The sequence below is a fragment of the Bacteroides uniformis genome (assembly GCF_025147485.1).
Taxonomy (GTDB): Bacteria; Bacteroidota; Bacteroidia; order Bacteroidales; family Bacteroidaceae; genus Bacteroides; species Bacteroides uniformis.
The window spans coordinates 3257722-3277802 of the sequence record NZ_CP102263.1 but is presented as its reverse complement, the minus strand read 5'-3'; the positions used below and the strand labels follow the sequence as shown (position 1 = coordinate 3277802).

The 20081-nt window shown below is 47.6% G+C and carries 17 protein-coding genes; 2 read left to right on the top strand and 15 right to left on the bottom strand.

The genetic code is table 11. From position 1 onward, the window contains the following. Nucleotides 1–8: 8 nt before the first annotated feature. From pseG to NQ510_RS13005, 12 genes are all read right to left on the bottom strand, one after another. The gene (pseG, locus tag NQ510_RS13060; protein ID WP_034525825.1) at nt 9–986 is read right to left on the bottom strand and encodes a UDP-2,4-diacetamido-2,4,6-trideoxy-beta-L-altropyranose hydrolase; all 978 of its coding nucleotides are present in this window, start codon (nt 984–986) and stop codon (nt 9–11) included. A 4-nt stretch (nt 987–990) separates the two neighbouring features. Continuing rightward, a complete protein-coding gene (gene pseF / locus NQ510_RS13055) occupies nt 991–1674 on the bottom strand; it encodes a pseudaminic acid cytidylyltransferase (protein ID WP_005829500.1) in 684 nt (227 codons plus the stop codon). Continuing rightward, entirely contained in the window at nt 1671–2834 is a 1164-nt protein-coding gene (gene pseC, locus NQ510_RS13050; RefSeq protein ID WP_005829502.1) for a UDP-4-amino-4,6-dideoxy-N-acetyl-beta-L-altrosamine transaminase, read from the bottom strand. The genes pseF and pseC overlap by 4 nt, the downstream gene beginning before the upstream one ends. Then, on the bottom strand, nt 2831–3853 hold the full coding sequence (gene pseB, locus NQ510_RS13045; RefSeq protein WP_005836599.1) for a UDP-N-acetylglucosamine 4,6-dehydratase (inverting): 1023 nt from the start codon (nt 3851–3853) through the stop codon (nt 2831–2833). Before pseB ends, pseC begins: the two co-directional genes overlap by 4 nt. Nucleotides 3854–3866: 13 nt before the next feature. Further along, the gene (locus tag NQ510_RS13040) at nt 3867–4355 is read right to left on the bottom strand and encodes a UpxZ family transcription anti-terminator antagonist (protein WP_005829506.1); all 489 of its coding nucleotides are present in this window, start codon (nt 4353–4355) and stop codon (nt 3867–3869) included. Between the two features lie 35 nt (nt 4356–4390). Further along, nucleotides 4391–4927, bottom strand: coding sequence for a UpxY family transcription antiterminator (locus tag NQ510_RS13035; RefSeq protein WP_005825336.1), 537 nt, complete (start codon nt 4925–4927; stop codon nt 4391–4393). A gap of 542 nt (nt 4928–5469) precedes the next feature. Continuing rightward, nucleotides 5470–6579, bottom strand: a complete 1110-nt coding sequence (locus tag NQ510_RS13030) for a PspC domain-containing protein (RefSeq protein WP_005825340.1) — start codon at nt 6577–6579, stop codon at nt 5470–5472. 76 nt (nt 6580–6655) lie between these two features. Next, nucleotides 6656–6982: a PadR family transcriptional regulator gene (locus NQ510_RS13025; RefSeq protein ID WP_005825341.1), complete on the bottom strand. Its 327-nt coding sequence runs from the start codon at nt 6980–6982 to the stop codon at nt 6656–6658. Between the two features lie 215 nt (nt 6983–7197). After that, nucleotides 7198–8388 carry a [FeFe] hydrogenase H-cluster maturation GTPase HydF gene (gene hydF, locus NQ510_RS13020; protein ID WP_005825342.1) on the bottom strand — a complete coding sequence of 397 codons (1191 nt, stop codon included), beginning with the start codon at nt 8386–8388 and terminating at the stop codon, nt 7198–7200. 11 nt (nt 8389–8399) lie between these two features. Then, the gene (gene hydG / locus NQ510_RS13015) at nt 8400–9818 is read right to left on the bottom strand and encodes a [FeFe] hydrogenase H-cluster radical SAM maturase HydG (RefSeq protein ID WP_034525452.1); all 1419 of its coding nucleotides are present in this window, start codon (nt 9816–9818) and stop codon (nt 8400–8402) included. 52 nt (nt 9819–9870) lie between these two features. Further along, nucleotides 9871–10929, bottom strand: coding sequence for a [FeFe] hydrogenase H-cluster radical SAM maturase HydE (hydE, locus tag NQ510_RS13010; RefSeq protein ID WP_005825345.1), 1059 nt, complete (start codon nt 10927–10929; stop codon nt 9871–9873). A 16-nt stretch (nt 10930–10945) separates the two neighbouring features. Then, entirely contained in the window at nt 10946–12406 is a 1461-nt protein-coding gene (locus NQ510_RS13005; RefSeq protein WP_005825346.1) for a monomeric [FeFe] hydrogenase, read from the bottom strand. 107 nt (nt 12407–12513) lie between these two features. Between NQ510_RS13005 and NQ510_RS13000 the strand changes: the two genes are divergently transcribed. After that, nucleotides 12514–13011 (top strand): GNAT family N-acetyltransferase, encoded by a 498-nt coding sequence (locus tag NQ510_RS13000; protein WP_005825348.1) that lies wholly within the window; start codon nt 12514–12516, stop codon nt 13009–13011. A gap of 89 nt (nt 13012–13100) precedes the next feature. Here NQ510_RS13000 and NQ510_RS12995 read toward each other — a convergent pair whose 3' ends face one another. From NQ510_RS12995 to uvrA, 3 genes are all read right to left on the bottom strand, one after another. Further along, entirely contained in the window at nt 13101–14621 is a 1521-nt protein-coding gene (locus NQ510_RS12995) for a peptide MFS transporter (RefSeq protein ID WP_005825349.1), read from the bottom strand. 117 nt (nt 14622–14738) lie between these two features. Continuing rightward, nucleotides 14739–15218: a Cys-tRNA(Pro) deacylase gene (gene ybaK / locus NQ510_RS12990; protein ID WP_005825350.1), complete on the bottom strand. Its 480-nt coding sequence runs from the start codon at nt 15216–15218 to the stop codon at nt 14739–14741. A gap of 25 nt (nt 15219–15243) precedes the next feature. Continuing rightward, nucleotides 15244–18075, bottom strand: a complete 2832-nt coding sequence (gene uvrA / locus NQ510_RS12985; protein ID WP_005825352.1) for an excinuclease ABC subunit UvrA — start codon at nt 18073–18075, stop codon at nt 15244–15246. A gap of 189 nt (nt 18076–18264) precedes the next feature. On the opposite strand from uvrA, the gene NQ510_RS12980 reads away from it, so the two are divergent. Next, nucleotides 18265–20055 carry a LysM peptidoglycan-binding domain-containing protein gene (locus NQ510_RS12980; protein ID WP_005825353.1) on the top strand — a complete coding sequence of 597 codons (1791 nt, stop codon included), beginning with the start codon at nt 18265–18267 and terminating at the stop codon, nt 20053–20055. Nucleotides 20056–20081 lie beyond the last annotated feature (26 nt).

The window sequence follows — 20081 nt, the reverse complement described above, 5'->3', positions numbered from 1 at the left end:
TTGTGAAGTTACTTGCATATCAACAGACTTTTAAACAAATTGACAAACCGTTTGGGAATATCCGGAGTGATGGCATGTCTTTTACGAATGGCCATCTTATCCAAATTCTCAGCAACAAGAGTAAAGGCAGCGGCATCGGTATAATCACCCGCCCCCTGAATCAGCCCTTCACGCAAAAACATATAATAGTCGTGCTCCTGATTATCAACATAATACCCTCCTATAACAGGAGTTCCACAGGCCAATGCCTCATTCATCATCGTAGAGGCAGGCAATATGGCGACATCTACAGTACTAAACAAGTCTGCAATGGAACCGGCAGACAAATTCTTCTGATAGGTTACTTTGGGGTCATCAACCATATTCTCGGCTGCATACGAATCACCGACAATTGCCGTTATCTTCTTCACATTGTCCTTGGCTTTAATTGCATGAATGGTCTGATACGTCAAATTCAAGAAATCAGAACCACCAAAAGCCACCAATACATATAAACCTCCTGAATAATTGTTCCGTTGATTCTGCAGCGCAACATTGAAGAAAGGCCTCCTCAACAATGAAAATTGAAGCCCAAAGGCAAATTGAGTATATGGTTCACACGAATAGTCATCACGCGTGTAACCCAATCCCTGATTGACTATAAGATCAGCCACATAGTGCTTGTCGTGCATATCATCCACACACACCAGACAGCAACCTTTTTGCTTGATGGCACGCTGGTAATCAGTAGTAAAGAAATAGTTGTCAAGTACCACAATTTCGTCACCTTGTAAAAGGGAAAGGAACTCATCATAATGTGATTCTTCCTGTAAGGGGATGAAAGGACATACCTTCTCCATCTCACTCACCTGATAAGGGGTAGGATGGCAAGTAAAGAAGGTACAATCAAAATCGTCCTTCAGCATATCGGCCAAAGCCAGAGTACGAATAAAGTGACCGTAGCCGATGGCAGCACTTGCATCGGCACGGAGATAGATTTTCTGCATTACATCATTTATGAAGCAACTCATACTTCATCTCTGCCAATGCCCAGTCAGTCTGTGTATCAAGGTCCTGCACTTCAAGTTCGGAAAGCACCAACCCGGCTGTATTCTCACCCCAAAAAGTCCGGCTCTCCACAAAGGGAGCAGTGCGAGAGAAATAGAACTGACCGGCATCGTGATAAATCGGTTCTAAATCTTGGGAACGTGCATTTTTGTATTCGGGATAAACCATACTAATTTTTCCATCCACGATGTGAAGGCTGCGCTGTATAGGATAGGAATAAGCCACACAAGTGAAAACGGAATCTATCTCCGAATTCATTTTTCCGTATGCTTCCCGGAGTCTTTCGGGAGTGACAAAAGGAGCCGTTGAGTAAATGCAACAAACCGTTTCAAACTCCCTGCCTTGCTCTTTATACTTCCTCAGTACTTCAAGAATTACATCATCAGTACCGGCATAGTCATTTGACATCTCGGCACTCCGCATAAAAGGAACTTTGGCACCATACTTACAAGCTATTCCGGCAATCTCCTCATCATCGGTAGAAACCATCACCTCCTCAAAAAGACCGCTTTGTAAAGCTGCCTCTATGGAATATGCAATGATAGGTTTACCCATAAAGGGCTTGATATTCTTACGCGGAATACGTTTACTGCCGCCACGTGCAGGAATGATTGCTATATTTTTCATTTCGCTACAAATTCTATAACCTTTTCAATCACATACTCCTGTTCCTCGTCCGTCAGCGTGGGATACATCGGAAGACTCAGACAATGTTCGTAATACTCTTCTACTATAGGTAAATCGCCTTTCCTATTGCCCCACTGCTGATAGTAAGGCATCAGATGAAGCGGAGCATAATGAACCTGCGCATAGACATTGTTCTCGTGCAGATAATTATAAAGACCCAAGCGGTCAGCTACTTGAATGATATAAAGGTGATAAGCATGATAGACATCGGCAGTATTGAACGGAGTCTTGATACCATCTATTCCGGAAAACGCTTCATTATAGCGTCTTACGATTTCATGACGACGTTCAAGACCTGCTTTCGCACGCTCCAGCTGAGAAATACCCAAGGCAGCCTGAAAATCAGTCAGACGGTAATTATACCCTAACTCCTGCATCTCGTAATACCAGCCACCATGATGCTCGTGCAATAAAGCAGGGTCTTTCGTAATGCCATGCGTACGGTAAAGACAAAGCTTGTCATAGAGCTCCTTGCTGTTGGTGGTCACCATGCCTCCCTCACCCGTAGCGATATGTTTCACGGGATGGAAAGAGAATACGGCACAGTCGGCAAAACAACCGTTACCACAATGTTGTTTCTTGCCTTTACTGTCCATGAAATAGCCGCCGGGAGCATGGCAGGCATCCTCGATAATCCACAAACCGTACTCGTCGGCAAGCTTTCTGAACTCTTCCAGATCCAAAGGATAGCCTGCAAAATCAACCGGAACAATACCTTTGTAAGTACCGCGAGGAGAAGCTTTAAGCATGGCTTCGAGTTTACGGATATCCATGAGGTAAGTATCCTTGTCAATATCACAGAATACCACCTCGCCGCCACAATAGCGAATGCAGTTGGCACTGGCAGCAAAGGTCATGGGAGTGACAATCACCTTGTCACCCGGCTTTACATTCAGTGCGGTAGCTGCAAGATGAAGCCCCGAAGTAGCATTGTTCACCGCTACGGCATATTGTGCACCTACATATTCGGCAAATTTCGTTTCAAATTCCCTGATTTTGGGACCTTGTGTCAGGTAATCGCTTTTCAGGGTATCGATGACTGCCCGGATGTCCTCATCTGTGATATGCTGACGACCGTATGGAATAGGCTTGCTTATCATTTCACCTCGAAATTAGGGTCAACGTATTTCTTGATATTCTCGCGCATAGTCTCTACTGTCTCCCACTCCGTATTGTTGTCACTGCTGTAGTGGAAACCGTCGGGAACGGGTACTGCATTGTGATGTCTGATGAACTCTTCGCGACTGTGCTTGAAAGATACGGAAGGAAGAATGACATAATATCTGCCCAAATCGATTGTATCAAGAGCATCGGTTACAGTAATCATCTCCTCGTGCAGTTTCTCTCCCGGACGGATGCCCACTTCCACCTGCGGCAGATTGGGTGCAATGGCAGTAGCCACGTCCTGGATATGATAGGAAGGAATCTTAGGAATAAAGATTTCACCACCCAGGTGATGTCCGATGGCATACATGACCAAAGCGACACCGGCTTCCAGTGAAATGTTGAAACGGGTCATGCGCATATCGGTTATGGGAAGTTCCTTCGCCCCGTTGTCACGCTTGTTGATAAAGAAAGGGATTACGGAACCGCGGGAACCCATCACATTGCCATAACGGACTACGGAGAACCTGATGTCCTTGGAACCGCTGATATTGTTGGCGGCAGTAAACAGCTTGTCGGAAGTGAGCTTGGTGGCGCCATAAAGATTAATGGGGGCACAAGCCTTGTCAGTAGAAAGGGCCACCACATGCTGTACACCGGTGGCAAGAGCAGCCTTTATCACATTCTGCGCACCGTGTACATTGGTTTTGATGCACTCTTCGGGATTGTATTCAGCGGTATCCACCTGCTTGATGGCGGCTGCATGGATAATCACGTCCACTCCTTCGCAAGCCCGCGTCAGGCGTTCGAGGTCACGGACATCACCGATAAAGAAACGCAGTTGCGGATACTTATGACCGGGATATTTCTGTTTCAGCTCAAATTGCTTCAGCTCATCGCGGGAGTAAATAATAATTTTCTTTACTTGCGGATAATCACGGAGAATGGTTTCCACAAACTTCTTTCCGAAGGAACCCGTTCCTCCGGTAATCAATACGGATTTATTGTTAAGCATTATATGAAAAGTTTTATTCATCGATATATTCCCATGGATAGGGATTGTCTGTCACATTCTGAAATTCATCAACCGCTTCCTGCTGTTCGGGAGTAAGTGATAAGGAATCCCAGGAGGCGATGATGGAACGGCCTTCGTCGGCCAAAGACTCGTCGAACACTTCACCGTAGCAGGCGGTAAGCAGACGGAGCTTCAGTAAGGAAGCGGGAAGGGCGTCGAGCACATCCCAACAACAGTCCAGCACTTCCTGGACATGCTGCTGCTTTTCGCCATGGTCCACAAAAGAGGCGCTGTAACCCATAAGAAGGGCAAGACAGACATTTGCCTGCTCTTCGATGGTAGTGCCTTTTACACCCGACCGGTATAAAGCCATGGTAAGACGGTAGACCTCACCGTTCCGCCGTGACAAGTCATCGCTATAGACGGGACTGCCGTCCATACCCAAATACATCAGTTCGTGCGCAGCACGCTGAAGAGTGATTGCTTCTTCGGAAAGAGACATAAGCAATTATAGAATTAAGAATTAAAAATTAAAGTTCAGCCGATTACTTCTATAAGATCGGGATGGATAGTGGCCATGGCAACAGCTATGACACCTTGTATTTCGATAACCACGCGACGGTCACGTGCGCCTTTCACCTTCAGAAACACACCCTCTTGCCCCTCAAATTCACCGCCGGTAATCCGGACTTTGGTGCCTTTGGACAAGTTCAATTCATCCGGTTGAAAATAAAGAAGATGATCATCGTAAGTGCCGGATACGGCAATGAAACGCTGCATCTGACCGTCTGGGACAATAATCTTCTGCCCACTGCGGGTATCGGTGATATATTGCAGATAAGTGACTTGAGATTTTACACGCTGCACATCGGAAGGACGGGCATGGACAAAAAGCAGATTATGAACGACCGGAACCAGAGCACGGACTTTTTTCCCTTTTTTTATACATATCTTGTATTGCATAGGAATGAAACAGCCCAAATTTTCTTTCTTGAGCAGATGCATGGCATCCGGTTCTCTGCGGTAGGTGGCACGCATAGCATACCAGATTTCGACCTCTTTCTCTATTCCCATTTTTATGCTTTTGTTCAGACAAGGGTGTTCTCCTGGGGCTTTGAACCTCTTGCATACACTTGAAATTCAATTACTTGCGGACACTTTATGTAGAATACGACAAGCTTTATGCCCTTCTTGTCAACAGATTTTTTGCAGTCATTCATTACCTGTCAGGTAAAATGCTGTAAACGAATCTATTGCAAGCAAAAAGCGTTCAATAGACGTTCGTTTTTTGAACGTCAATATTTAAGAAAACTAAAGAGGGAAGATTACTTAAAAATTAGTAAAAGGAAGAAGTTAGAGAAATACAATGCAATAGGCTTACTGACAAAGTATTATACTCACTAAAAAGAAATTTATAGAATATTTTTATTAAACATTTTGCGAGATTCAAAAATACACGTTATCTTTGCGTTCATTAAACGAACGTTTAAAAAACACCTTTTCCAAACGAAATATTCCACTGTATAACAAATAATTACATTGAAATAAAAAATATCGTGTTTATAGAAATCAGATTCCTACAAACACGATATCAATTAAAAAAGAAATTACTATTCTCAGAAGTTAAAGATACCCAATTCCGGGAAAGTAGCCCCTTGCACTGCAAAACAGATTCCGAAGCAAGCCGCACTTACAATCCAAAGAATAACCAGCGTCCACTTCAAACCGGAATTCATCGGCTGCCATTTGAATATCTGACTGAAGATGGCCCATACAAGACTGACCAAAGGAATTCCTACCAGCAAGATTCCTGCAATGTACATCACAATGGCAGACAACGGAGAAGTAGGCAGTACCACATCAGCCATCGGGAAAAAGGAAATGAGAGCCGCACCGCCACCAACAGCCACCGCTATCGCAGCAAACAACAACGCCACAAATACCACTCCAAATACAAACAGTACCGGACTGCAGATAATGGCAAATATCACCAGACAGATTTTCAAGAACCAGCCGACAATCATCACCAATGCATCTCCCAACTTCTGCAAGAAAGTACGGGGTTTGTCCGACCTCATATAATCATTCACCCCATTGGCAACCTTCTCAAAACCGTCCGTCACCGTCTTTCCGATATTCTCTACCGTAACGGCCTCGCCACGCATACTCAACTTCTCGGCTGCTGTGCGGGCTTCCGGTATAACCAGCCAACACACGATATAGACCGGTATCAATGTCCCTACCCCACAAATCAAGATGACAAGCAGTAACAGTCGAAGTAAAGTTACATCCCATCCCAGGTAGGCAGCCATTCCACTGATGACACCACCCAGCATTTTGTCATCCGGATTGCGGTATAGACGACGGCGTGTAGTGCCATAAGCGGTATTGCTGTTCCAAGCACCGGCACCATAGCCGCCCCCGGCACTCGTGCTGCCGGAATCGGCACTAGCACTCTCTCCTTCTGCCTCCATATCTTCCGGCTTTCCCATGCGGGCAATCACCTCTTCCACGTCGGCTATCGTGATTACTTGTGAACCGGCCGACAATTTCTCGGCAAAGAGTTCGGAAATACGGCGTTCAATATCATCTACAATCTCGTCGGCACCGGCTTCCTTGCGGAAGTGCATCTTGAGATTACTCAGATAATTATCCAAAAGACGGTATGCGTCATCATCAATATTGAAAACGGTTCCACCTAAATTTACAGTTAATGTCTTTTTCATAACACATTATTTATTTACAATTTTACTATTTACGATTTACCATCCGGCGAATTACGGTATATTCTCTTCAGCTATTTCAAGAATTGCTGATGTGATTCACCGTCTCGTTCAACTCTTTCCAGGATGTTTCCAGTTCACCGAGAAAGACTTCTCCTTTTTCCGTCAACCGGTAATATTTACGGGGAGGCCCTTGTGTAGACTCAATCCATTCATACCCCAAAAGGTCGTCGTTCTTCAAACGGGTGAGCAACGGATAAAGTGTACCTTCCACCACAATCAGTCTGGCTTCTTTCAACTTCTGAATGATATCCGAAGCATAAGCCGGCTCTTTGTGAAGCAGCAGCATGATGCAATATTCAAGCATGCCCTTGCGCATTTGCGACTTTACATTGTTTACATCCATAATGGTATTTACTATTTGACAATTTACTATTTGGCTGCGCAATAGAGTAATGAGTGTCCTTATTAATTCTATTGTTGTTCCTTGTATGGCACAAATATATGTATTATACCAGTACCTTGCATTACAAAGTACTTTATATTAAACATTATTAACAAGAAAAGTAGTTCACACTACTCTATAACATCAGTAACGTGAACAGAGAGGGAAAGGGATATTTACCGATAGATAACAATTTTATCCAATATACCGGTCAGACTCGCAATTGCTACTCCGTAGTTGGTTATGGGGATGTGCTGTGCGCGGGCATGGACTATACGATTGAGAACGTACTTCCGGTTGAACATGCAAGCGCCGCAATGGATAATTAAATCATATCGGGACAAGTCTTTGGGAAAGTCATTTCCAGATACAAAGTCTATCTGCAATTCCTCGCCGATGCGCTTTCGTAACAGGCGGGGAATTTTGACGGTGCCGATGTCCTCGGTCAGCGGGGCGTGGGTGCAGGCTTCGGCTATCAGTACACGCGATTGGGGTGTCAGACTATGAATAGCGGCAGCTCCCTCTACAAAGACATTGATGTCTCCTTTGTAACCGGCAAAAAGAACCGAGAAGGAAGTAAGACTACTTTCGGCAGGCTTTTGTTGATAGACGATGGGGAATACTTGTGAATCGGTGATTATCAGCTTAGGCGGACGGACAAGGGCTTGCAGGGAGGCTTGCAGCTTATCGGTGGTGCAACTCATCACTAAGCACTTTTTATCCAACAGTTCGCGGATGGTCTGCACTTGCGGAAGAATGAGACGACCTTTGGGGGCTTGTATATCCTGGGGCATCACCAGCAGGACGACATCTCCTTCACTTACCAAATTGCCCGTGATAGTCTGCTCACCAAAATTCTCGGGAAGCTTTTCGAGGATAGTATCGAAAATGCCTTGAATGCCGGTACCCTCTTTGGCACTGACCACAACGGGAGCCTGCCCGCACTCCTTTTCAATCCGAAGAACCACGGAAGCGGTGTCTTGACGGGAATCGGCTTTATTCAGTATCAGTATCACGGGGATTTCGCGCGCAGCCAGTAGCTTTAGCCATTGCTGTTCCAGCGTTCCGTCAGCTTCATAAAGCAAGAGGGCGATGTCTGCTTTCTCCACCGTCTTTAAGGTACGCTCCACGCGCATACCGCCCAGTTCGCCTTCGTCGTCATCAAAACCGGGGGTATCGATAAAGAGGCACGGGCCCAAAGGATATACTTCCATGGCTTTGGTCACGGGGTCGGTAGTAGTGCCGGGCGTTGCGGATACCAATGCCGTGTCTTGCCCGGTCAAGGCATTGACAAGGCTGGACTTTCCGCTGTTCCGTCGTCCAAAGACGGCAATGTGCAGGCGGTTGGAACGAGGTGTATTATTCATAAATCCGAAATCTAAAATCTAAAGTCTCTTTTCCCCTCCCCTATCTCCTGAAGATTACGTTCGGCTATCGCCCGTATCTTGGGGTTCGGGATATGCTCCATCTCCTCACGAATCAGCTGTATGCCCTTCTCCTTGGTTTCGGAGGAGGCATAGTCCTCCAGATATTCTTTTAATGTCATCAGTGCATTGGGCTGGCAGCAGTTTGCTATCTGTCCGCGCTTAACGAGCGACATGAAGCGGTCTCCGGTACGTCCCTCGCGATAGCAGGCGGTGCAGAAGCTGGGGATATGTCCCAGATCGAGCAGCCAGCTCACCACTTCATCCAGCGTGCGCCGATCGCTCACATCGAATTGGGAGGAATCTTCCTCTTTGGCTTCCGGCACGGCATAGCCTCCCACGCTGGTGCGCGAACCGCCGCTTATCTGCGAAACGCCCAGTTCGAGCACCCGACGGCGTACGGCTTCCGACTCACGGGTGGAAATAATCATTCCCGTATAAGGCACCGCAATGCGGGTAACCGCCACAATACGGCAGAACATCTCATCCGAGATGGCATCGGGAAAATCCTCGGTCGAAATATCATCTGCCGGACAGATGCGCGGCACGCTGATGGTATGCGGACCCACGCCAAAGGTAGCTTCCAGATGTTCGGCATGCATCAGCAGTCCTACAAAGTCATAGCGATAGGTATTCAGACCGAACAATACACCGATACCTACATCGTCGATGCCACCCTCCATAGCGCGGTCCATCGCTTCGGTGTGGTAGGCATAATTACTTTTCGGTCCCGTGGGATGCAAGGCTTCGTAATGCTCTTTGCTGTAAGTCTCCTGAAAAAGGATATAAGTGCCGATACCTGCCTCTTTCAGCAACCGATAGTTTTCCACTGTAGTGGCGGCTATGTTGACATTCACCCGGCGGATGGCCCCGTTCTTGTGATGGATGCTGTAGATGGTGCGGATAGACTCTAAGATATAGTCGATAGGGTTGTTTCGAGGGTCTTCTCCGGCTTCCAGCGCCAGGCGTTTATGCCCCATGTCCTGCAAGGCGATAACCTCGCGGCGTATCTCCTCTTGCGAGAGTTTCTTGCGGGGGATGGTACGGTTCTTGGCATGATACGGGCAATAGACGCAACCGTTCACGCAATAGTTGGAAAGGTAAAGCGGGGCAAACATCACAATGCGGTTGCCATAGAATTTCCGTTTGATTTCACGTGCCAGATGATAGATGCGCTGCACCAGTTCCGGCTCGTCACATTCCAGCAGCAGGGCCGCCTCCCGATGGGAAAGCCCCTGGCACAAAGCAGCCTTGTCAATCAAACTTTCAATGAGCGGACGGTTGTTGCGGTTTGCCTGCGCATACTCCAATGTATCCAATATCTCCTGGTGATTGATGAATTCTTCTGCTTGTCTTGACTTTATGTTATACACTTCGTAAATTGATAATTGGTAATTAAAATAAAGAATGAAGATTTGAAAATTATCAATTATCAACGGTCAATTCTCCATTCTCATAATCTCCTCTCTCTCTTGATACCTCGTAGCCTATCCCTTTCAGTTGTTCCTCCAATTTTAGCAAACCTTCTGCCGCTTCGGCACCCGCAGAAGCTTTGTTATCATAGAGGGAGTACTTCGCCCGCTGATGAGAAGGCGAAAGATTAGGCATCACGACATTGGCGCCAGCCAATATTCCCCGTTCCCGTCCGTCCGGAGCAAGTGTGGCCAGGGCAGTGGTAGCAGGTATCAGTGCCGCGGGATGCATCAACCGGAAGATAGAAAGCAACTTCAACGTCAACTCCATATCTCCCGGCGGAAAAGAGGAAAACGGAGTATCGTGATGCGGAAGAAAAGGTCCCATGCCTATCATCTCCGGCTGAAACCGTTCGATGAAGAGAATGTCTTCTACCAAATGGTCCACCGTCTGGTAAGGACTGCCCACCATGATTCCGGTTCCCACTTGATAGCCTATCTCTTTCAGCCAGTCCAAGCATTGCAACCGATGGGAAAGGGACATCTCCGCAGGATGAAGCCGGTGATAATGCCCTTCGTTGCAGGTTTCGTGCCGCAACAGATAGCGGTTGGCACCTGCCAGGAAGAAACGTTCGTAGGCTTCCCGCGATTTCTCGCCCAAGGATAAGGTAATGGCACAATCCGGGAAGGATTGCCGGATAGCGGCAACTGCCTCCACCATCCCCTCATCCTTCACCGCCGGCGCTTCGCCCCCTTGCAGCACAAAGGTACGGAAGCCCAACCGATAGCCTTCATGGCAACACGAAAGAATCTCCTCCTGCGTCAGCTCATAACGGGTTATGTTCCGGTTCTCCTTCCGTATGCCGCAATAGTAGCAGTTATTGCGGCAACGGTTGGTTATCTCAATCAGTCCGCGAATGAAGATTTTATTGCCAAAGCGGGCAAGCGCTTCTTCCCGAGCAAGCTCCTGCAGGTAGGCTGCAAGTTCTGTGTCCCGGCAAAGAAGCATGGCTTTATACTCTTCGGCATCCAGCCTGCGGTTGCTCCGCAGTTTGTCAATCAAATGCTTCATATAAACGGACAAAGGGCTAATACGTCTCTTTCCTCTTTGCCAACTCCTGCGTCAGCTGGCGCTTTCCGGCAGTTATTTCATTGTGCGAACATGGCCCGGTAATACAACCGCCCTCGCAAGCCATCACTTCAATAAATTGCCCCGGAGCCTTGCCCGACTTGGCGTAAGCACGCAACGCACCGATAGCCTTCTTATCCAGATTAGCCACTTGTACGGCATTGATTTTATCTGCCTCTTCCTTCAGATAGGCTTTCACGGCACCCATCACGCCTCCTGCCTGCGCAAAACCATGCGCCTCGCGCACGGAAGTGAAACTCATGGAATAGGGCTTTGCCTGCTCCATCTGAATATCCAGCCCGGCAAGCACGGAAGCCACCTCCTCGAAAGTCATGATAAAGTCCACCGCCTCGTCGCGCTGCGCCTCTTTGCGCTTGGCAACGCAAGGACCTATGAAGACCACCTTCGCATCCGGATACTTCTCTTTAGCAATGCGGGCAGCATAATACATTGGCGAACCGGTGCCCGACACGTAAGGCTTCATGGCAGGAATATGCTTGTTCACCAACTCTATATAAGACGGACAACAGGAAGTCGTCATAAACTTCTGACCCTCCTCCAGCTTCTCAATCAGCTCGTGCGCCTCGTTGCTGACGGTATCCATCGCACCCTGAGCCACCTCAATGACATCCGTAAAACCGACTTGTTTCAATGCGCCATATACTTGTTCAATAGTCGTCTTGAACTGCCCCAGGATGGACGGAGCCACGATAGCCACCACCTGCTCACCCTTGCGGATTCTGTGCAACACGTCGAACACCTGCGATATTTCGAAAATTGCTCCGAATGGACATGCATTGAGACACTTTCCGCAATAGATACATTTGCTTTCGTCAATATGCTCTATCCCCTTCTCATCCTTACTGATGGCTTTCACGGGACAAGCTTCCTCACAAGGTACGGGAATATAAACAATGGCATGGTAGGGACAACTCTTATGGCAGATGCCGCAACTGATACATGCATCATGGTCAATCCATGCCTGACCGCTCTCCTTGACATGCACTGCCTTCTTGGGACAATTCACCTGGCAACTGCGTGCCGTACATCCGCGGCAGAGGTTCGTAATCTCGTAGTTAATCTGCACACATGCCGAACAAGCTTCGTCAATCACACACATGATGTTGTCTTTCGGCCTGCCATTTTCCGCTCTGTCCAGTGCACGGGCAGCGTACTCCGACAAGGGGGTCAGCTCATCCGTCTCGTCCTCCATATCGAGTCCCAGAAGCGGCAATGACTTGTACTTCCACACCGCGCGCTCTTTGTGCACACAGCAGCGTCCCGCGTGCTTGGACCTCTTCGGACTCAGCTCGATGGGCAGCCGGTCTATTTTATCCACAAGTTCGTTGTTATTCCACAGCTTTACCAGTTCCTTCAGTAATCTGTGGCGGACAATCATAATGTTGCTCGTAAATGCCATAATTTTTAAAATCAAAATTAGTTAGTTCGGTAACGGTCTGCAAAGATAACGATTGTTTCACAAAAAAGGCTTAACTTTACACCCCAAACAGTATAAATACAACCGATATGTTTACCATAAGAAAAGCAACGACAGCAGACTGCGCACTGATTCAGAAACTTGCGCAGCAAATATTCCCCGTCACGTATAAGGATATCCTTACTCCCGAACAGACCGACTACATGATGGAATGGATGTATTCATTGGACAATATCCGCAAGCAAATGGAAGAGGAAGGCCACGTCTACTTCCTGGCCTACGAAGAATGTGAAGCGGCGGGCTATGTGTCCGTACAGCAGCAAGGAGAAGATTTATTCCACCTGCAAAAGATTTATGTGCTCCCCTATTACCAGGGTGCACATTGCGGCAGTTTCCTCTTTCGAGAAGCCATCAAGTACATCAAGGAAGTACATCCCGGCCCTTGTCTGATGGAATTGAATGTAAACCGCAACAACAAGGCACTGCAGTTTTACGAACATATGGGAATGCGAAAACTCCGTGAAGGGGATTTCCCGATAGGAAACGGATATTACATGAATGACTACATCATGGGACTGGAAATCTGAGTCCCGGCATTAAAAGCCCTCCAAAAACTAAAGGCTGCGCAGTTCATTACGAACATTGCGCAGCCTTTAGTTTTATCTTTCGTTTCCGATTACTTCGCCACCTTTTCAAGCCATTTCAGCATGAACAGCATGGTGAACATGGAAATGCAGCACGCTACTACAAATACCGTCCACGTCATCCAGATAGGAATACTTTCGTAGAGGATAGCACCGATAACGAGCAACTGATTACCAATGGCAGTAGCACCGAGCCAACCGCCCTGCATGATACCCTGATATTTGGGAGGAGCCACCTTGGATACGAATGAAATGCCCAACGGAGAAATGTACAACTCGGCAACAGTCAATATCAGATAGGTAACCATCAGCAACAGCGGAGTCACCTTCACCGGAGAGGTACCCAAAGCGATAATATCCTTGTGCATCGGCAAGTTGCTTACATAAGAACCGATAGCCATTATAAGGAAGCCAGTGGCAGCAATACCCATACCGATGGCAATCTTCCGCGGAGTGGAAGGCTCTTTACCCTTGGCACGCTGTGCTGCAAAGACAGCCATGATGACCGGAGTGAGAGACACAACGAAAATCGGGTTCAAAGACTGGAACAGCTCAGCTGAAATAGCCATGCCGAACAAATTCAAATCTGTATATTCCTTGGCAAAATAAGTCAGTGTCAATCCATTCTGATGGAACGAGAACCAGAAGAAAATTACCACACCGAATACGGCAAACAATGCATACATGCGCTGTCTTACCTCTTGTGCATTCATCTCCACTGCAGTGGCATCGCCCGCTTTTGCAGCAACCTTCTTGCTGGGATCGGGGAATTTCTTTCTGTTGATGACGAAAATTACCAAAGAGAGAACCATAGCCAGGATAGCTACACCGAATGCATAATGGAAACCAGTGGTGAACACGTTCAGATATTCATTGGCAAATACCGTCATATCCGTTACGGGTGTTCCGGAAATAGTGGCTTTGGCTGCCAATGCGCTATAAGTGTCCACAGCCTCGGGAGTCAGCGTTCCTGCCAGATGTCCGTGGCAAAGGGCAGGCAGGTCGGCATCATAATTGTAGCCGAATGTGGACAACCACCAGTTACGCACGCCTACTGCGGCAAACGGGGCAAAGATGGCACCTACATTGATGAACATATAGAATAAGGAGAAACCGGAATCGCGCATGCTGGAGTACTGAGGATTGTCGTACATCTGCCCTACGAGCGCTTGAAGATTTCCCTTGAAAAGACCATTTCCGAAAGCAATGACAAACAAGGCTGCACAAGTAATCACCAGAAACAAGGTCTTATTGGCAACCGGTGTAGGAGACGGGATGGCCAGCATCAAGTAACCTACCGCCATCAAAACAATACCGGCAAAGATGGTACCTTTGTAATTACGGGTTCTGTCGGCAATAATACCACCTATCAATGCTAGAATGTAAATAGAAAAATAAAATGTTGAGTAGATCAAACCTGCCTCTTTTCCATCCAGTCCGAACTTGGCTTGCAGAAAAAGTACAAGAATGGCCATCATGGTATAAAAGCCGAAACGCTCGCCCAAATTAGCAAAAGATGCGGCAATCAGACCTTTAGGGTGTTTGTTGAACATAAAAATTAGTTTTTAGAATTAGTAATTGGATTGATTTCTTGAATAATTCCTGCAAATATATAAATTCTATTGAAGATTTCCTTATAAAATTAAAATATCTCGGCAGAAATAGAAGATTTATTCATTAAAAAGAATACAAACCTCTGCATGCACTTCCCTTACCAAATCCTTCGGATCCAACTTAAGCTGCAAACCGCGTTGTCCGGCACTGATATAGATATACGGAAACCGCAGGCACGTTTCATGGATATAGGTAGGGAAAGGTTTCTTCATGCCGATGGGTGAACACCCACCCCGGATATAGCCAGTCAGAGGTAAAAGTTCCTTAACCGGGATAAGGTCACATTTTTTGTTTCCTGACGCTTTTGCCGCCAGCTTCAAATCCACTTCGTGCTCACCCGGGATGACACAGACAAAATAACCGGATTTATCACCGTGAAGAATCAGCGTCTTGAACACGCAATTGATGTCCTCACCCAAACTGGCAGCTACATGCACTGCACTTAAGTCGTTCTCATCCACCTCGTAGGGAATGAGCTCATACGCAATCTTGGCCTTGTCGAGAAGCCTTGCTGCATTCGTCTTATTGATTTTCATAATATTCTCTATGATGAGATAATTATCACTTGATATTCAATTCTTCACGCAGGAACTTAGGCGTATAGCCTTTCTTGCTTTTAGCAACCTCTTCCGGGGTTCCGCAGGAAAGGAGTTCTCCCCCTCCCTTACCGCCTTCTGGCCCCATATCGATGATATAGTCCGCCATCTTGATGACATCGAGATTATGCTCTATGACGATGACGGTATTCCCTTTGTCTACAAGTTTGTTCAACACGTTCATCAAAACGCGGATATCTTCGAAATGAAGTCCGGTAGTAGGTTCGTCAAGGATATACAGAGTCTTGCCCGTATCACGTTTGGAAAGTTCCGTAGCCAACTTCACGCGCTGGCTCTCACCTCCGGAGAGCGTGGTGGAAGACTGGCCCAACTTGATATAACCCAATCCCACTTCCTGGATAACCTTAATTTTGTTCAATATCTGAGGCACATTCTCGAAAAACTCCACCGCACGGTTGATGGTCATATCCAGCACATCGGCAATGGATTTTCCCTTAAAACGCACTTCCAGCGTCTCTCGGTTGTAACGCTTGCCGTGACATACCTCGCAAGGCACATACACATCCGGCAAGAAATTCATCTCAATGCACTTGTACCCATTGCCTTGGCAAGCTTCGCAGCGTCCGCCACTGACGTTGAAGGAAAAGCGTCCCGCCTTATATCCACGTATCTTCGCTTCGGGCAAGCCGACAAACAGATTGCGGATATCGGAAAACACACCGGTATAAGTGGCAGGATTGGAACGCGGCGTTCGTCCCAAAGGAGACTGGTCCACATTCACCACCTTGTCTATATATTCCAGCCCTTCAATACTGTCATAGTCCAAAGGATCCTGCAGTGAACGATAGAACTTCTGCGAAAGAATAGGCTGCAACGTCTCGTTGATAAGCGTGGACTTGCCACTGCCGGAAACACCGGTAACGCAAATCAGCTTGCCCAGCGGGAACTCCACATCCACATTCTTCAGATTATTACCCTTGGCGCCACGCAGCCACAGACTGTGTCCATTGCCCTCGCGACGCTTGGCAGGCACCTCAATGGCACGCTCACCATTCAAGTATTGGGAAGTCAGCGTATGCGTCCGGAGCATTTCACGGGGAGTACCGGCAAAGACAACATCCCCTCCCAGCCTACCAGCTTTCGGCCCCATATCAATGACATAATCGGCGGCAAGCATCATATCCTTGTCATGCTCCACCACAATGACGGAGTTGCCAATGTCACGCAGTTCCTTCAAAGAGTGTATCAAGCGCTGGTTGTCGCGTTGGTGCAGGCCGATACTCGGCTCATCCAATATATACAGCACATTCACCAGCTGTGAACCTATCTGCGTAGCCAGGCGGATACGCTGGCTTTCACCACCGGAAAGGCTGACGGAACTACGGTTCAGCGAAAGATAATCCAGACCTACATCAAGCAGAAATTTGAGCCGTGTACGGATTTCCTTCAGGATTTCACCGGCAATCTGCTGTTGTTTGCTACTAAGATACGGGTCTACGTTTACCAGCCAGTCATACAGTTCATTGATGTCCATCGTAGACAATTCGTAGATGTTCTTGTCGTGAATGCGGAATGAAAGCGCTTCCTTATTCAACTTGGCGCCATGACACTCCGGACAAACGGCAGTCTTGGCAAACTGGTCCGCCCACTTCTGTGCCGTGGCAGAAGCATCCTTCTCCTGCAACATCTGGATATACTTTACAACCCCCTCAAACGTCACAAAATAATCGGAAGAGGTGCCTATCAGTGAACTCTTTATCTTGATACGCTCGTCCGAGCCGTAGAGAATCTCGTCGATGGCATCCTCCGGTAAGTCTTTGACCGGTGTTTTCAGCGTTGCTTCATATTTCTCCAGCAAGGCAGTAATCTGCCAGAAGATCATGCTGTTCTTGGCTTTCCCCAACGGTGCGATGGCACCTCCGGCAATGGAGAGCTCACGGTCGGGAATCACCTTGTCAATATCAATCTGGCTGACCACCCCCAATCCCTTACACTTAGGGCATGCACCTTGCGGCGAATTGAAGGAAAAGTTGTGCGGCGCCGGTTCCCGATAGGACAACCCCGTCACGGGACACATCAGCCGTTTGCTGTAATGACGCACGCTATCCGTCTGCGCATCGAGTATCATCAGCAATCCGTCACCTTGACGCATGGCAGTGGCCACGCTGTTCTTCAGGCGTGTGTCATCCTTGTCCGTCACCACCAGCTTGTCTATCACCACCTCCACATCATGGTTCTTATAGCGGTCCAGCTTCATGCCTGGCAAGGCTTCGCACACCTCACCATCCACACGTACGTAGAGATAGCCTTTCTTACGCACCTGCTCGAAGAGCTCCTTGTAATGCCCCTTACGGCTGCGCACCAGCGGAGCAAGGATATAAATGCGTTTTCCTTTGTAATCCTTCAGGATAAGATCAAGTATCTGTTCCTCGGTATACTTCACCATCTTCTCGCCGGAGAGATAAGAATAAGCCTCTCCCGCACGGGCATACAACAAACGAAGGTAATCATAAACCTCTGTCGTTGTACCCACCGTGGAACGTGGATTCTTATTCGTGGTTTTCTGCTCGATGGAGATAACCGGACTCAGTCCCGTTATCTTATCCACGTCCGGACGTTCCAAATTTCCCAGGAAGTTACGGGCATAGGTTGAAAAGGTCTCGATATAGCGGCGCTGCCCTTCGGCAAAAATAGTATCGAATGCCAAAGAGGACTTGCCGCTTCCGCTCAGGCCTGTAATCACAGTCAGGCTGTTACGGGGAATCTCGGCATCGATATTCTTGAGGTTGTGCACGCGCGCACCATATACATTGATATATTCTGTTTCTTCTTGCATGTTGATTTATCCTATCGTTTTAACTGCAAAAATAACTGTTTCCCCCCGAATATCAGCCGAAAAGCGCTATTTTTCAGTTTTGAAATGCACAATATTATTTCTTAACGCAATCCTTTGGTTTGAATGCCACAATATTCGTACCTTTGCAGCTACTTTGGGAAATTGTAAACATAAACCAACGATTACTGAATGAAAACGATTAACCGCATTATCTGCTCCCTGCTGCTTGCCAGTGCATGCAGTATCGGTGCAATAGCACAAGAGAATCAATCTTATTTTCTGCATACTATCGAAAAAGGACAAAGTCTCTACTCCATCGCCAGCATGTACGGCGTCAGCCAGTCGGACATCATCAAACTGAACCCCGGCAGTGACGAGAAAATATTCATCGGACGCACATTGCGTATTCCACGCAGCGCTGCCAACATACAAAAAGAAACATACCATACCATCGAAACCGGTGAGACCCTTTACCGACTGACCGTGAAATACAATGTATCTGCCAAAGCCATCTGTGACGCCAACCCGGGACTGAGCGCCGAGAATTTCCGTATCGGACAAGTAATCCGTATCCCTTCCACAACCGAGCCCCAAACCATGGTCCCGGTTGAGACACAAAGCAGCACTGTGGTTGCCAACAACAATATTCTCGGCCCCGTAGAGTCACGATGCCGTGACATGCATAAAGTGAAGCGGAAAGAAACCGTATTCAGCATCAGCCGTGAATACGGCATCAGCGAAGCCGAACTGATAGCCGCCAACCCGGAATTAAAAGGCGAAAACAAAATAAAGAAGGGAACCTTCCTCTGCATTCCCTATCCCAAAGCACAGACGGAGCAAAATATCCAGTCGCAGGCAATACCTACCGACAGCGAACTGTTCCGTGAAAACCGGAAAAAGACAGAACGCTTCAGCACCATCAAGGCTGCCGTCATCCTTCCCTTCCTGGACGGGGTATCAAAGAGCGAGTCTTCCCGTATGGTGGAATACTACGAAGGCCTGCTGATGGCCGTAGACAGCTTGAAACGTACTGGCACTTCCATTGACTTGTACACTTACAATTCTGGTCCCGAAAGTGCCTCGCTGAACTCCATCCTGGGCAAAAGCGAGATGAAGGACATGGACATCATCTTCGGGCCTCTGTACCAACAGCACATCAAACCGCTGGCCGAGTTTGCCAAGAAACAAGACACACGCCTGGTGATACCATTCACATCGAAAGACAACACGGTATTCCAGAATCCGGCGGTCTATCAGATAAATACCCCCCAATCCTATCTGTACTCCGAGGTGTACGACCACTTTGTGCGCCAGTTCCCCAATGCCAACGTCATCTTCATTGAAGCCAGCCAGGGCACCAAGGACAAGGCAGAATTCATCAAGGGACTGAAAGATGAACTGCGCAACCGTTCCATCCCGATGAAGAGCCTGAAAGAGGATGTCACCGTAGAATCCCTGAAAACAGTATTACGCACGGACCGTGAGAATATCTTTATCCCCACATCCGGCAGTAACCTGACATTGATTAAGATACTTCCCCAATTGACGCTGTTGGTACGCGAGCAACCCGAAAGCCGTGTCCATCTGTTCGGCTATCCGGAGTGGCAGACCTACACCAAAGACCACCTGGAAGCCTTCTTCGAACTGGACACCTATTTCTATTCCTCTTTCTATACCAACAACCTGCTTCCTGCCGCCATCAACTTCACCAAGAGCTACCGCAGATGGTATGGCAAGGAGATGGACGAACGCTATCCCAAATTCGGCATGTTGGGCTTCGATACCGGTTATTTCTTCCTGAAAGGACTTGCGCGCTATGGCTCTTCTTTCGAGAAGAACATGCAGGGACTGGATTTGATTCCCATCCAGACCGGCTTCAAGTTCCAACGGGTAAACAACTGGGGAGGCTTCATCAACAAGAAGGTGTTCTTCGTGCACTTCACCAAGAACTTTGAGCTGGTGAAATTGGACTTTGATTAGGGATTAAGGATTAATCATCTGATAAT